The organism is Ruegeria sp. S263, assembly GCF_056780525.1.
Genome location: NZ_CM165558.1, coordinates 3,254,893 through 3,268,532 on the forward strand (window position 1 = coordinate 3,254,893; position 13,640 = coordinate 3,268,532).

12 protein-coding genes and 1 tRNA gene are annotated in these 13,640 nt (G+C 57.9%); 12 read left to right on the top strand and 1 reads right to left on the bottom strand.

The annotated features are described in order from the left end of the window. Nucleotide 1 precedes the first annotated feature (1 nt). Genes ACT2B1_RS16080 through ACT2B1_RS16090 form a run of 3 tightly spaced genes read left to right on the top strand, consistent with a single transcriptional unit; the run spans nucleotide 2 to nucleotide 3,757 of the window. Nucleotides 2–919, top strand: coding sequence for a dihydrodipicolinate synthase family protein (locus ACT2B1_RS16080; RefSeq protein ID WP_171241454.1), 918 nt, complete (start codon nucleotides 2–4; stop codon nucleotides 917–919). A gap of 4 nt (nucleotides 920–923) precedes the next feature. After that, complete coding sequence (locus ACT2B1_RS16085) at nucleotides 924–2,420, top strand: aldehyde dehydrogenase (protein WP_481668162.1); 1,497 nt, start codon at nucleotides 924–926, stop codon at nucleotides 2,418–2,420. Continuing rightward, nucleotides 2,417–3,757: an NAD(P)/FAD-dependent oxidoreductase gene (locus tag ACT2B1_RS16090; RefSeq protein ID WP_481668163.1), complete on the top strand. Its 1,341-nt coding sequence runs from the start codon at nucleotides 2,417–2,419 to the stop codon at nucleotides 3,755–3,757. The genes ACT2B1_RS16085 and ACT2B1_RS16090 overlap by 4 nt, the downstream gene beginning before the upstream one ends. 16 nt (nucleotides 3,758–3,773) lie before the next feature. On the opposite strand, the gene ACT2B1_RS16095 is transcribed toward ACT2B1_RS16090, so the two are convergent. Further along, a complete protein-coding gene (locus ACT2B1_RS16095; protein WP_481668164.1) occupies nucleotides 3,774–5,321 on the bottom strand; it encodes a trimethylamine methyltransferase family protein in 1,548 nt (515 codons plus the stop codon). A 203-nt stretch (nucleotides 5,322–5,524) separates the two neighbouring features. Between ACT2B1_RS16095 and ACT2B1_RS16100 the strand changes: the two genes are divergently transcribed. The 9 genes from ACT2B1_RS16100 to ACT2B1_RS16140 all read left to right on the top strand — a co-directional run bounded on the left by ACT2B1_RS16100 (nucleotide 5,525) and on the right by ACT2B1_RS16140 (nucleotide 13,599). Further along, nucleotides 5,525–6,430 carry a LysR substrate-binding domain-containing protein gene (locus tag ACT2B1_RS16100; RefSeq protein ID WP_481668165.1) on the top strand — a complete coding sequence of 302 codons (906 nt, stop codon included), beginning with the start codon at nucleotides 5,525–5,527 and terminating at the stop codon, nucleotides 6,428–6,430. A gap of 99 nt (nucleotides 6,431–6,529) precedes the next feature. Then, a complete protein-coding gene (locus tag ACT2B1_RS16105) occupies nucleotides 6,530–7,684 on the top strand; it encodes an aromatic ring-hydroxylating oxygenase subunit alpha (protein ID WP_171241459.1) in 1,155 nt (384 codons plus the stop codon). Between the two features lie 47 nt (nucleotides 7,685–7,731). Continuing rightward, nucleotides 7,732–7,977: a hypothetical protein gene (locus tag ACT2B1_RS16110; protein ID WP_171241460.1), complete on the top strand. Its 246-nt coding sequence runs from the start codon at nucleotides 7,732–7,734 to the stop codon at nucleotides 7,975–7,977. Nucleotides 7,978–8,150: 173 nt separating this feature from the next. Beyond that, nucleotides 8,151–9,623, top strand: coding sequence for a flavin-containing monooxygenase (locus tag ACT2B1_RS16115; protein ID WP_171241461.1), 1,473 nt, complete (start codon nucleotides 8,151–8,153; stop codon nucleotides 9,621–9,623). 1 nt (nucleotide 9,624) lies between these two features. Next, nucleotides 9,625–10,599 carry an alpha/beta fold hydrolase gene (locus ACT2B1_RS16120; protein ID WP_171241462.1) on the top strand — a complete coding sequence of 325 codons (975 nt, stop codon included), beginning with the start codon at nucleotides 9,625–9,627 and terminating at the stop codon, nucleotides 10,597–10,599. An 84-nt stretch (nucleotides 10,600–10,683) separates the two neighbouring features. Further along, nucleotides 10,684–10,760, top strand: a tRNA-Met gene (locus ACT2B1_RS16125). 607 nt (nucleotides 10,761–11,367) lie between these two features. Then, the gene (locus tag ACT2B1_RS16130; protein WP_481668166.1) at nucleotides 11,368–11,781 is read left to right on the top strand and encodes a hypothetical protein; all 414 of its coding nucleotides are present in this window, start codon (nucleotides 11,368–11,370) and stop codon (nucleotides 11,779–11,781) included. Between the two features lie 80 nt (nucleotides 11,782–11,861). Beyond that, complete coding sequence (locus ACT2B1_RS16135; RefSeq protein ID WP_481668167.1) at nucleotides 11,862–12,056, top strand: hypothetical protein; 195 nt, start codon at nucleotides 11,862–11,864, stop codon at nucleotides 12,054–12,056. 571 nt (nucleotides 12,057–12,627) lie between these two features. Further along, nucleotides 12,628–13,599 carry an ABC transporter substrate-binding protein gene (locus ACT2B1_RS16140; RefSeq protein WP_058274113.1) on the top strand — a complete coding sequence of 324 codons (972 nt, stop codon included), beginning with the start codon at nucleotides 12,628–12,630 and terminating at the stop codon, nucleotides 13,597–13,599. The last annotated feature ends 41 nt before the right edge of the window (nucleotides 13,600–13,640 follow it).

The window sequence follows — 13,640 nt, forward strand, 5'->3', positions numbered from 1 at the left end:
AATGAACCCGATTTTCAAGTTTGAGGGGATCTATACCCCGGTGATCACGCCCTATCACGCCGATGGGTCCGTGAATTGGGATGCTCTGGCGCAGGTAATCGAGTACCTGATCGACCACGGTGTGCATGGGTTGATCTCGGGCGGGTCGACGGGTGAGAACTATGCCCAGACGGTCGAAGAACGGCTGGAGCTGGCGCGGTTCACGCATCAGCAGTTGAAGGGCCGTCTTCCCCTGGTGATCGGCACAGGCGCGATGCTGACGGCGGATTCGATCGCTCTGGCCTCGGGCGCGCGCGAGATCGGCGCGGATGCAATCCTGCTGGCCAGCCCGCCCTACGCGGTGCCCACCGACCGCGAGAACGCATTGAACGCGCTGGCCGTCGACAAGGCCGCTGACCTGCCCGTGATGCTGTATAACTATCCGCACCGCACCGGCACGATGATGGGAGAAGAGTTTCTTGACCGGGTTGGTCGCAGCCGAAACTTCTGCGGCATCAAGGAAAGCTCGGGCGATATCAACCGGGTGCATCTGCTGGCGCGGGATTACCCGCATATCCAACTGGGCTGTGGCATGGACGATCAGGCGTTGGAGTTCTTTGCCTGGGGCGCTCCGTTCTGGGTTTGCGGTGGATCAAACTTTCTACCTGCCGAGCATGTGGCGCTGTATCAGGCTTGCGTGACCGAGGGGGATTTTGCCAAGGGCCGCCGGATCATGTCGGCGATGATGCCCCTGATGCGGGTCTTGGAGCAGGGCGGCAAATTCATCCAGACGATCAAGCACGGCGTAACCATGAACGGGATTAATGCGGGCGAGATGCGCCCCCCGCTGAAAGGGTTGAACAAGGATGACAAGCGCGCGCTGCAACAGGTGACACGCGTATTGAAGAAAACAATCGCTGACATTGTGGCTGAGGGGTAAGGCAATGGAACTGCTGACACAGGACGAATACACATCCATCGCCGCAAGGCTGGACCTGCCCACCGGGGCCTTCATTGACGGCGGCTATCGCCCCGCGATCTCGGGCCAGACGTTTGAGACGGTGAACCCTGCAACCAACGCGAAACTGACCGATATCGCTTCCTGCGGCGGCGCAGACGTAGATTTTGCCGTCGAAAAAGCGCGCGAGGCGTTTGACGATGGCCGATGGTCGCGATTGCATCCTTCGGACCGTAAGGATGTGCTGATCCGCCTGTGCAAACTGATGAAGAGCAACGCCCGCGAGCTGGCGGTGATGGAGAGCATCGACAGCGGCAAGACCATCTATGACTGCGAAACCGTCGACATCCCTGAGGCGATCCACTGCCTGAAATGGCACGCCGAGGCGATCGACAAGATTTATGATCAGGTCTCACCCGCCAGCGACGATCACATCGCTATGGTGGTTCGTGAACCGATTGGCGTAGTGGGTCTAGTGCTGCCGTGGAACTTCCCTCTGCTGATGCTGGCGTGGAAGATCGGACCAGCCTTGGCGGCAGGCTGTACCGTGGTCGTGAAACCGGCGGCCGAAACCACGCTGACCGCCCTGCGTCTGGCCGAACTGGCGATGGAGGCCGGTCTGCCGCGCGGCGTGCTGAACATTGTTCCGGGTGGCGGGGCCGAGGTGGGCGAGCCCATCGGGCGACATATGGATATCGACATGGTGTCCTTCACCGGCTCAACCGTCACCGGCAAGCGGTTCCTGACCTATTCGGCGGAAAGCAACGCCAAAGAGGTAGTGCTTGAGATGGGCGGCAAGAACCCCGCCATCGTGATGGAAGATGCCGAAAATCTGGACCGCGTGGCCGCGCATATCGTCAACGGCGCGTTCTGGAATATGGGAGAGAATTGCTCGGCCTCGTCCCGGTTGATCGTGCATAAGGACGTGAAGACTGAGCTGCTGGAACGCATCGCCCATCACGCGAAACAATGGAATATCGGCGACCCTCTGAACCCGGAAACGCGTATGGGTGCGCTGGTCAGCGAGGGGCACTTCACCAAGGTCTGCGGCTATCTGGAACAGGCCGATAATGTCGTGATCGGCGGCACCGCAAAGGACGGGTTTGTCGAGGCCACGGTCGTTGAGGTGCCCGGCAATGACGCAGTTTTGGCGCGCGAGGAAATCTTCGGCCCCGTGCTGTCGGTGATCGAAGTCTCGGGCTTTGACGAGGCCATCAAGATTGCCAATGACACTGAGTATGGCCTATGTGCTTCGATCTTTACGGCCAGTGTCAAACGCGCCATTCGCGGCGCTCGGGCGATCCGGGCCGGTACGGTCACGGTGAACAGCTTTGGCGAGGGCGACATCACCACGCCCTTCGGCGGCTACAAGCAATCAGGCTTTGGCGGGCGCGACAACTCGGTTCACGCCCATGATCAATACACCCAGCTGAAAACCATCTGGATTGATCTGGCCGATGACGCGGATGAGGCGGTGGATTGAGCAGCTACACCGCCCGCACCCTGCCCCTCCACCGTGGGCCTGCGGCGTGGAGCGTTCTTTTGGGGGCGCAGCCCTCGGCCCGCGAGCTGAAGGCCGAAATCAATGCTGACTTCACGATCATAGGCGCAGGATTTGCTGGCTTGTCCGCAGCCCGGCGTCTGACGCAACTGCAGCCCAGTGCCAAGATCGTAGTGCTGGAGGCCGGGCGCGTGGCCGAAGGCGCGGCGGGGCGGAACTCAGGCTTTATGATCGACCTGCCGCATGATCTGGCGTCCGACGATTATGCGGGCGCGGGCGATGACAGGGCCATGATCGCATTGAACCGCCGCGCTATTGCGTTCGCGCGTGAAGCCGTCGAGCAATACCGGATCGACCCGAACTATTTCGATGCGGCGGGCAAAGTGAACGGCGCCGCCAGCGCAGCAGGGCACGTGCATAACAAAAGCTACGCACGGCATCTGGCCAGTCTGGGCGAGACCAGTGAAATGCTGGACCCACAGCAAATGTATGAGTTGACCGGCTCGCGCCACTATCGCTCGGGTCTTTTCACACCGGGGACGGTGATGCTGCAACCGGCGGGCTATGTGCGCGGTTTGGCGGCTGGGCTGGTCGGGGATGGGGTCGCGGTGTTCGAGAACTCAGCCGTCACTGGGTTTCAGAAACAAGGCGGCGCGTGGCAGGTAGGAACGGCGCGTGGCGCGGTCAGCACGGGTGCGGTTATCCTTACCGTAAACGGTCATCTGGAAAGCTTCGGGATCGAGACCGACCGACTGATGCAACTGTTCCTCTTTGCTGCAATGACACCCGAGCTGGACGTGGATCTAATGGCCCTTATCGGCGGTCAGCCGCGCTGGGGTGTGACCCCGTCTGACCCGATGGGCACGACCATGCGTCGGATAGATACCGGTCAGGGCGGCAATCGTATCATTACCCGGACCTGCGCCGCGCTGCGTCCCGGAATGGCCGCCACGCCTCGCGATCTTGAACGCGCCTCGCGGGTCATGCAGCGCAAGTTTGATCAGCGTTTTCCACAGTTGGCAGGCCTGCCAATGCAGTACCAATGGGCGGGCCATCTGTGCCTGAGCCTTAACGGAGTGTCCGTCGCGCGGCAGATCGAACCGGATGTCTTTTCCGGCTGCGTCCAGAACGGGCTGGGCACCGCACGCGGAACGCTGACAGGCATCGCAGCGGCCGAGCGCGCCTGCGGGTACAACTCGGACATCACCCGGCACTTCGAAGCAGAACACCCACCCAAACGCTTGCCCCCGCAGCCCTTTCGCGAGCTTGGTGCGAATGCAGTATTACGATGGAAGGAATGGCGGGCCCGCGACGAATGAACGGACCCACCGCTTTTCAATAGCTTTGGTTCAACTCATCCGCCGCCGGGATTTCCCGTTCCCGTCGGGCGATATAATCCAGCAGCGCTTCGTTCTTGGCCTCGTCCAGCTTTGGTTCCTGGTATTCGGCCAGCAGGGTTTTGGCCCGGGTCAGGGCGCGTTCTGTGATCTCGATGCTGCCTTCGGCCTGCCATTGCTCGATCGAGTTGTTGTCGAACATCTCAGGCATGAAAAAGGCGCTTTGGAAATTGTCCTGCGTATGCGGATGGCCCAGGTAGTGTCCGCCGGGACCGACATCGGGAACAGCGGCCAAGGCTTGATCGAAATCATCCCATTTCAGCCCTTCGGCCATGCGATAGGCCATCGCGCATTGTTCCGCATCGACGATGAACTTGGCGACGGAACAGTGCATCCCGGCCTCATTCCAGCCCGCGCTGTGCCATATATAGTTGGCACCTGCATGGACCACCGCCTGCAACGTGGTGGCGGATTCATATCCGGCCTGCGCGTCAAAGGTCTTGGCACCGCCCAAAGTGTTCGAGGTACGCCACGGCACGCCGTAGTACCGCGCCATTTGGCCGATCATGAAGTTCATCAGGCTGATCTCGGGCGTGCCTGCCATCGGCGCACCGGACTTCATCGAGACGGTCGACAAGTAATGCCCGTAGATCGCGGGCGCACCCTTGCGGATGATCTGCGTATAGGCCAGTGCGCTTAGCGCTTCGGCGTTCAACTGCGCCACGGTAGCTGGAACGGATGCCGGTGTATTCGCCCCACCTAGTACGAAGGGCGAACACAGCACCGGTTGCTTGCGGCGGCAAAAAGCGCGCAAGGCCCCCAGCATGGTTTCGTCCCATACCAAGGGCGAGTTGCCGTTACAATTGCCGGTGGTGACCGGGTGATCCTCTAGGTAATCCTCGCCGAACAGAATGGCGCACATCTCCATCACGTCCTCGGCGTTTTTGGGGCTGGTGGTCATGCCCATGAAGGTCTTGTCTGAATGTTTCATCGACGAATAGGTGATCCGCAGATGGCGCTGGCTGATCGGGTGATCATAGGGTTCCACGATGTGATGGGCGCTGGAATGCAGCGCGGGCAGCATGTGGGACAGCTTGTGGAACATCGCCAGATCGTCCAGCGTCGGGTTGCGGCGCACATCCTCAAGGTCGCGCAGGAAGGGCGCGCCGGTCATCGGCACAAAGATCGAATGCGGCCCGCCCAGCCGCACATTCTTTTTCGGATCGCGCGCGTGATAGGTGAAATCGTTGGGGATGGTGGCGATCAGATCGCGCATCAACCCGCGATCCAGATAGACCATCTCACCCTCGACCTTGGCGCCAACCCTCTTCCAATCCTCCAACGCGATGGGATCGCGAAACTGGACACCCACATTCTCGAGAATATCCATTGAGGCGTTGTCGATGCGTTCAACCTGCGCGCCGTCCATCACCTCACACAAGGGGATGCCACGGGTCAGACCGGGCAGCATGTCGAAATTGGGCGCGGTGCGCAGGGCGCGGCGGGCGGAACGGCCTCCTGCGCGGTTGGCGGTGCGAATGTTCATGGGGCAATCCTCCGATCTTGACCCCAGACTGGAGGATTCGCAGGCCACGTACGTCACTGATTGCGATATCTGTTTGCAAGAAGCGACATTGACAAGAAAGCGATCCGCTAAACTCTTAAATGCTGACTGGCTTTCACCCGTCGAATTGCCAATACTGAGGTGAATGAAAGTAATCCAAAACCCGCCGATGATTGCCGCCCATCATGTCCAGACGCCACTATAACCTCCCGCCGTTAACCACCTTATCCGCGTTCGAGGCCGCAGCGCGGCACCTGAGCTTTAAGAACGCGGCCGAGGAACTTTCGGTCACCCCCGGCGCGGTCAGCCACCAGATCAAGGCGCTTGAGGGCGATCTGGGCACAGCCCTTTTCCAACGAAAACACCGGGGCGTTGATCTGACCGAAGATGGGAAAGCCTTGTACGAGGCACTGTCGTCCTCTTTCACTTGTATCTCGAAAACTCTGGGCGCAATCCGGAATCGCGCTTCGGTCGAAAAGGTCACGGTGGGATCGACCACGGCCGTTGCCGCCCTGTGGCTGTCCCCGGCTGTCATCCGGTTCTGGCGCGACATGCCCGAGGTCAACGTTGATCAATTGTCTCAAGACCGCGCCTTTCGCGACAGGCCGGATGTTGACTTCTTTATCCGCTATGGCCGTGACTGTGATCCCAGCCTTACAAATACGCCTTTGTTCCGCGATCATTTGGTGCCGGTCGCCAGCCCCGAGGTCGCCGACAGACTGATCGGCGCCAGATTGGATCAACTTGCAGCCGAGCGGTTGATTCACCTTGAGTCCGAAGACCGTAGCTGGACAACCTGGCCAGAATGGTTTCAGCAATTGGGGTATAGCGGCACAATTCCAATTGAATCCCGCGTAAACAGCTATTCGGTTGCCTTGCAGCTAGCCCGCAAGGGGGCTGGGTTGGCGCTGGGGTGGCAGCGGCTTATCCAGCCGATGCTGCAATCCGGCAAATTGGTCACCATCGGCCCGCATCAACTGACCGCGCCAAACCAGTTCTACCTTGTCGGTCGCCCCGATGAAGATCTGTCTGACAGCGCGCGCGCCCTGAAGAACTGGATCATTCAAGAGGTTCAGAACGGTTCGGTTTAGGTGAAATCACTCTTTGATGAGGTTTTCTGATGTTGTGTGGTGCCCTTCCCTTCCGCCAATACAGATAAAGCGCATCCAGCACACCTTCAGGAGAGCCCGATGAACAAGCATAGCCCGCTATCCTCCGTTCTGGCCGATGTAAATGTCGCCAACGGCCTGCCTAACGAACATTATGTCGACCCGACCGTTTTCGCCGAAGAACGGAAATCGGTCCTGTATGCGAACTGGGCCGGGATCGGGTTCGGCAAGGATGTGCCCGAAGAAGGCGACGCCAAGCCGGTCGACTTTCTGGGAATGCCCCTGCTGATCGTGCGCGACCGCGACGGAGAGGTTGGCGTTTTCCAGAACACCTGCCGCCACCGTGGCATGATTCTGGTCGATACCCCCCGCAAAATCGGCGGCGCGATCCGCTGCCCCTACCATAGCTGGTGTTACAGCCTGAAAGGGGAATTGCGCGCGACCCCACATGTGGGCGGCCCCGGCCACAACACCCACGAAGATGTTGACCGCAAGAAGCTGGGCCTGGTCCGCGTGCGATCTTATGTCTGGCGCGATGTGATCTTTGTGAACGTGGACGGCAATGCCCCTGCCTTCGAGGACGCCCATGCCGCTCTGCTGGAGCGTTGGAAGGAATTTGACCAGCCCGTGTATCACGGCGGCGAGACATCCTCGTTCAAGCTGGAGGTCAAGACCAACTGGAAACTGGCGGTCGAGAACTATTGCGAAAGCTATCACCTGCCGTGGGTCCACCCCGGCCTGAACAGCTATTCCCGGCTTGAGGATCACTACAATATCGAAGAACGCGGGCACTATTCCGGTCAGGGCACGCTGGTCTATCGGCAACTGACCGATCAGGACGGCGCAACCTTCGAGGACTTTGAAGGCCTCAGCGACCAATGGGATGAGGGCGCGGAGTATGTGGCGCTCTATCCGAATGTCCTGCTGGGCGTGCAGCGCGACCATGCCTTTGCAATCGTGCTGGAACCCGTCGATCAGGAAAACACGGTCGAGCATATCGAACTGTACTATGCCAAAAGCATAGAAGACACACCCCAACATGACGGCCTGCGCGCCTCAAACGCGCAACTCTGGAAGACCGTATTCGAAGAAGACGTCTTTGTTGTCGAAGGCATGCAGAAAGGCCGCCACGGTGTTCTGTTCGACGGCGGCCGCTTCTCGCCCGCGATGGACGGGCCGACGCATAACTTCCATCACTGGGTCGCAACACAGATCGAAAACGGTCGCGCGGAATAGAGCCACGAACCGGTTGGCCTGCGCCGACCGATCCCGACGGAGACCCAATGGACAAGACCGACTTGGATCGTCTGTTGCTTGAGGCGCATGATCACAATGATCTTGACGCCTTGATCCGCTATTACACCATGGCCGCTGACGAGTGTGAGGCCGCGCAGGACATCGACGCGGCCTGTTTCTATTTGACCCACGCCTTTGTCTTTGCACTGGAATCCGGCGCAGCCGAGGCAGACGCCTTGAACGCGCGACTGGCTGCTTATGGGCGTGTGCATCGGTTGGACTTTTTGGATTAGCGTGGCACTAAGCCTGCTCGACCGGGAGTAAGAACTGCGTCAGTTGCCCTTCCTGCACCGATGGTGAAAGAAAGCACGTGGATTAGCACCTGACCCTACGGGACCCTATCCACGAGCCTGCGCAGTTTATATCCTGATCGCACCACCACGGTCGCTTTGGGAGGGGCGGACGCATGGAACATGAAACGGATATGCTGATCGTTGGCGCGGGGTTCTCGGGTCTGATCATGGCGGTCGAGGCGCGAAAGCGAGGGATCACCAAAATCGCAATCCTTGAAAAGGCAGACGATATCGGCGGGACCTGGCGCGAGAACACCTATCCCGGCGTGGCCTGCGATGTGCCTTCGCACCTGTATTCCATGGCCACGCATCTGAACCCTGACTGGAGCCGCGCCTATGCGGGCGGGGCCGAGATACAGGCGTATCTACAAAAAGTCGCACAGGACGAAGGGCTGTACGACCTGTGCCATTTTCACCATCGCCTGAAGGCGGCGCGGTGGGACGGAGCGCGCTGGCAGGTCGAAACCCACGAGGGTCAGCTCTGGTCGGCCCGGTTTCTTGTTTCCGCCATAGGCGCCCTGCATATTCCCAGTATTCCAAACATTCCCGGCGCAGACAGCTTTCCCGGCCCCAGCTTTCATTCGGCCCAGTGGAACCACAATGTTTCCCTTACAGGCAAACGTATCGCGGTCGTAGGAACAGGCGCTTCGGCTGTCCAGTTCGTCCCTGAGATCGCGAAGATGGCAGCCCAAGTCACGATCTTTCAACGCACCGCGCCTTATGTACTGCCCCGCCCCGATGGACCGATCGCGCCGTGGGTGCGCCGCCTGTATCAACGCCTGCCCATACTGCCTAGGCTTCGCCGCAAACTGATCTATCTGGTTTTCGAATACCGCCACCGAGTCTTTCGCGGCGAAAAGGGGGCCGTCAACTTTGCTATGAAGATGTGGCGCAATTCGCTGGAAAAAGCGATCTCGGACCCAGCCCAGCGCGACATGCTGACGCCCGACTATCAGATCGGCTGTAAACGTATCCTCAGTTCTAACGACTGGTACTCTGCCCTTGCACGCGACAACGTAACGGTCGTGCCGCAGGGTGTGGCCGCAATCGAAGGCGATCAGATCATCGCCTCTGACGGCACGCGTACCAAGGCCGATATCCTGATCTGGGGCACCGGGTTCAATGTCACGGAAACGGTCGAATTTCTGAATATCAATGGAACAAATGGCCTGAGCTTGCGGGACGCGTGGTCTGACGGGATGAAAGCCAATCTGGGCACAGCTATCGCCGGATTTCCGAATTTCTTTATCCTGCTGGGGCCCCATACCGGGCTGGGTCATAACTCGGTCGTTTTGATGATCGAGGCGCAAGTGCGCCATATCGGGCGTGTCTTGGACAAAATGAATAGCAATGGCACCCAGACCATCACGCCGGATGCTGAAAAGCAGGCTTCTTTCCTGCAGGAAATGCAGGACCGGCACGTAGACAGTGTCTGGCAAGCCGGAGGGTGCACATCCTGGTATCAGGATGCCAAGGGCCGCAACACAACCCTCTGGCCCGGCACCGTATCAGAATATGAAAAGCGCATGGCGCGGTCCGGGATCGAGCAATACTCGGTCGTCCCGACCCAAAGTGGAGAGCATTGAGATGACCACCCTATTCATTATCGTTCTTTTGATCGCGGCATTTTTCGGAGCCATGAATCTCTGGACCCGAAAGCTGACACAGGATGGTTTGAAGCGAGTTCCGCAACTGGGTCAGATCGCACCGGTGCAAGGCGGCAGTATTCACTATGTCGAGGCGGGCGATCCTGCAAAACAGACCATCGTGATGATCCATGGTCTTGCCGGGCAGTTGCAGCATTTCACCTATGCGATGGTCGACATGATGGCCGATGATTACCATGTCATTGCGGTCGACCGCCCCGGCTGCGGATATTCGACACGCGACACGGGCGATCTTGGTCAACTGCACCAACAGGGCCGGATGATACAAGAGTTGCTGGATGCCAAGGGCGTGGAAAATGCCGTCTTGGTCGGACATTCACTGGGCGGAGCGGTCTCACTGGCCATGGCACTAGACAATCCTAGCAAGACAAAGGCGCTGGCGCTGCTGGCTCCGTTGACGCAAGTCATGCCGGGGCCGCCTGACGTCTTCAAACCGTTGGCGATCCGAACGGATTGGCTGCGCAGCTTCATCGGTAATACGATCGCGGTGCCAATGGCCGCAAAAACCGCCCCTCATACTCTGGGCATCGTGTTCGGCCCCGAGCCCGCGCCCGAAGATTTTCTGGATCGCGCGGGTGGTGCCTTGGGTCTGCGCCCGACGGCTTTCGTTACTGCGTCACAGGATGTTGCGGGCATTGACGACAGCATGGACACGCAGGTTGCGCGTTACCCGGATCTGAAAGTCCCCGGCGGCATCCTGTACGGCCAAGAAGACGCCATCCTGTCGCCAGAGGCGCATGCCGCCCCCATGACGCAGTTTGGCCTGACAGACGAACGACTTGAGGGGCTGGGTCACATGATACCAATTACGGCCCCAGAAACCTGCGTTGCTTTTATCCGCCGCATTGTGGTGGCCGCAAACGCCGAAGGCGAGGCCGCCGACAAGACAGGATGAAGCACCGCCAAAAAGAATCCCGGTTTGGGGGTCATTTCCCTCTTGACCCCCTCGGGCCCCTCCCTTAAATCGCCTTTCACTCGTGGCGGAGTAGCTCAGTTGGTTAGAGCAGCGGAATCATAATCCGCGTGTCGGGGGTTCAAGTCCCTCCTCCGCTACCAAAATCTCGCATGAAATGCCTTAAAACAAAGGGGCTTTCATAGGCGACCGGGGCCAGAGCCCCATATATTCCGCGTATGAATGGTATTCAAGGTTCCTCATAGCCGCTGTTGGTGATCTGACTTGCTTCCGAATTCGTTATCTCGTTGAGGAAGCGAGAGTTACGATGCAAATCGAACAGCGCACGTCCAAATTTGAGAAACGAGAATTGAGACTTGAGTGGGAGCATCCAAGGTGTATTGCATGTCTTGTAACTAAGGAATTGAGCGTTGAGCATCTGATACCAGATGGCCTTGGAGGAATCCTCACGTCACGATTTCTTTGCGGGAATGCAACAGCCGATTTGGTTTCTCACTCGAAGCAGCGGCCCGCCTCGCTCCTGAACTCCGTAACCCACGGGTCAAATCCCAGGGCAGATGACAAGAACGTAAAGTTAAGTTATTATGTCAGCATTATTGACGTAAAAATGACGGTAATTACGGTTCAATGACTCACGACGAGCCAAAGCCCAAACGCGGTCCAGACGGGAAGTTCCTGCCAGGGCACAAACCGCCAAAGTCGCCCGGTCGACCACGAGGGTCGAAGGGCATTCAGGCGCGGGCATCTAAATTGGCAGGCGAACGTCTTGAACAAATGCTTGGACGCGCCACCGAAGTTATTTCTGACGAACTGGAAGATGGTAATCCCACCATCGCGCAATGGCTCATCGACAGGGTTCGACCGCCAGGACGATCCGACTATGTGCAACTGACTGAAGACATCAGCTTTGAAACCATCGAAGACATCGTCGTTAGTTCAGAACGCATCGCCATGGCAGTTTCTCAAGGTGAAATCAGCTTGCAGGATTCCAAATGGTTGCAGGAAGCTCTGGGACGACACGTGCAGTTGAAAAGCATAGAGGAACTTTCTGTGCTTCGTGCTCAGGTTGAGAAGCTGCAACGAACCCACAGCGGGCCACAGGCTGTGAACAAATCTCTAGTGCCGAAATGGGGCCGCTTACGTGAGACTGACAAGCATGACTAACCGAAGTTGGATATGGCGTCAGATTAGTGTTATGTCTCGCAAGCTTGAATACCAGGCGAACGAATGGAACGGACAAATCCATGTCTGACTTTGCGGCAGTTACGGCCTCGCTGAAAGCCGCTCGAGATGCTGAAGCGAGACTGGCAGTCGCCATTCGGCATTCGGAGCAGATTGGTGCGCTTCCCCCTAAATTAATGTCCGCACGGCGAGAACTCTATGAAGCAAGCCGATTGCTGTCTTCAGCCATAGCAAACTTTAAAGAAAATGGCTCGTAACAATGGCGACCAAAATTACTGGAGCCGACGACCGCTAAGTTTATCAATGGCTGCTTAACGCGACAAAGCCGCCATCTTTGAAGAATGCTCGAATGCCCGCTTCGAGCCCATTTTGACCGATGCTGCGCGATGTCCCAATGACAGCAATGCACAGAAAAGCGGACTTTGCAAAGTGCAGAAGACTGCTCAAACCGGGCATTCCTTCCAATAGCAGCATATACGGCTATGAGCCCAAATCTACCGATGCTGCAGCTAGTTCGAATGGGCGTGATGAGCACAGAACGGACGTCCCCGGGTTTGATCACTCCTCCTGCCGACTCTTGAGAAGAGGCAATTATACACACGCATAAGCCACCTATGGATTTACATCTAAGAAGCTTTCGTTGGAACGAAGGTCACTAAATTCGAGCCTGGCTTCAACTCTCCACCTGTAAACAATTGTACATGATATAAAATTCTTTTCAGTTTTTTGCTATTAGGCCTGTCTGTACAAATCATCGCTACAAACAAGGCGAATTTTGGCTTGGAGCGTTTCTCTGCCCCTGTTTCGCCGATGACAAGGAGGAAAGAAATGTTCAAGATTTCAGCGGGTCTCGGGTGCGTATTTGCTGCGGCAATCACCGCTTCGGCGGCCCAGGCAAACGAATGCGGTGAAGTATCACTGATGCAGGCCGATTGGGGGTCAGCGCAAATTGTGACCGCGGTCTCGAAGTTTCTGATGGAGCAAGGCTATGGTTGCGAAGTGACCACGGTTCCGCTCTCGAGCAACCCTGCGCTGGCATCCGTTTCCGAGACAGGAGAGCCCGATATTCTGACTGAAATCTGGACAAACGGCGCGCCGGCTTACCAAGGGCTGGTTGACTCAGGTGCAATCATTCCTGTGACCGAAGTTCTGTCAGATGGCGGTGTCGAAGGGTTCTTTGTTCCGAACTACCTTGTGGAGGAGCATCCGGAACTGGCAACAATTGAAGGCATCGCAGCCAACCCCGAACTCGTCGGAAATCGCTTTCACAATTGCCCCGAGGGATGGACCTGTCTGAATGTCAGCACCAACCTGATGAAGGCAGGCGGGCTGATTGATGCAGGCATTGAAAACTTCGTGCATGGATCAGGCGAAACCCTTGCGGCTTCGATCGCTGCCGCCTACGAAAACAAAGAGCCGTGGTTCGGCTTTTATTGGGCACCGACATCGGTACTGGGCAAATACCCGATGACCCTGGTCGATATGGGCCCCCATGACCCTGAAAAGCACGCCTGCAACATCACAGCGGAATGCGCGACGCCAGAAATGAGCGCCTTCCCCCGCAGTGAAGTCGTTACAGTTCTGTCGAAAGAATTCATGGCCGAAAACGCAGCAGTGTCTGACCTGATGACAAATCTGTCCTTCACCAACGCACAGATGGGCGAAACGCTGGCATGGGTCGAGGACAACAATGCCTCCTACGATGAAGGTGCGGTGCACTTTCTGACGACCTACAAGGATGTCTGGGGAGCGTGGCTTAACGATGCTGCGCGCGACAAACTTTCCGCATTGCTGCAGTAAACTGCATGGACAGGGGCATCCTCAGCGATGCCCCTAACGCA

What these genes read in the sequence shown, in the direction of transcription:
- ACT2B1_RS16140 (WP_058274113.1), top strand. Translation starts at nt 12,628, where the DNA reads ATGTTCAAGATTTCAGCGGGTCTCGGGTGCGTATTTGCTGCGGCAATC.
- ACT2B1_RS16085 (WP_481668162.1), top strand. Translation starts at nt 924, where the DNA reads ATGGAACTGCTGACACAGGACGAATACACATCCATCGCCGCAAGGCTG.
- ACT2B1_RS16115 (WP_171241461.1), top strand. Translation starts at nt 8,151, where the DNA reads ATGGAACATGAAACGGATATGCTGATCGTTGGCGCGGGGTTCTCGGGT.
- ACT2B1_RS16105 (WP_171241459.1), top strand. Translation starts at nt 6,530, where the DNA reads ATGAACAAGCATAGCCCGCTATCCTCCGTTCTGGCCGATGTAAATGTC.
- ACT2B1_RS16135 (WP_481668167.1), top strand. Translation starts at nt 11,862, where the DNA reads ATGTCTGACTTTGCGGCAGTTACGGCCTCGCTGAAAGCCGCTCGAGAT.
- ACT2B1_RS16100 (WP_481668165.1), top strand. Translation starts at nt 5,525, where the DNA reads ATGTCCAGACGCCACTATAACCTCCCGCCGTTAACCACCTTATCCGCG.
- ACT2B1_RS16120 (WP_171241462.1), top strand. Translation starts at nt 9,625, where the DNA reads ATGACCACCCTATTCATTATCGTTCTTTTGATCGCGGCATTTTTCGGA.
- ACT2B1_RS16110 (WP_171241460.1), top strand. Translation starts at nt 7,732, where the DNA reads ATGGACAAGACCGACTTGGATCGTCTGTTGCTTGAGGCGCATGATCAC.
- ACT2B1_RS16095 (WP_481668164.1), bottom strand. Translation starts at nt 5,321, where the DNA reads ATGAACATTCGCACCGCCAACCGCGCAGGAGGCCGTTCCGCCCGCCGC.
- ACT2B1_RS16080 (WP_171241454.1), top strand. Translation starts at nt 2, where the DNA reads ATGAACCCGATTTTCAAGTTTGAGGGGATCTATACCCCGGTGATCACG.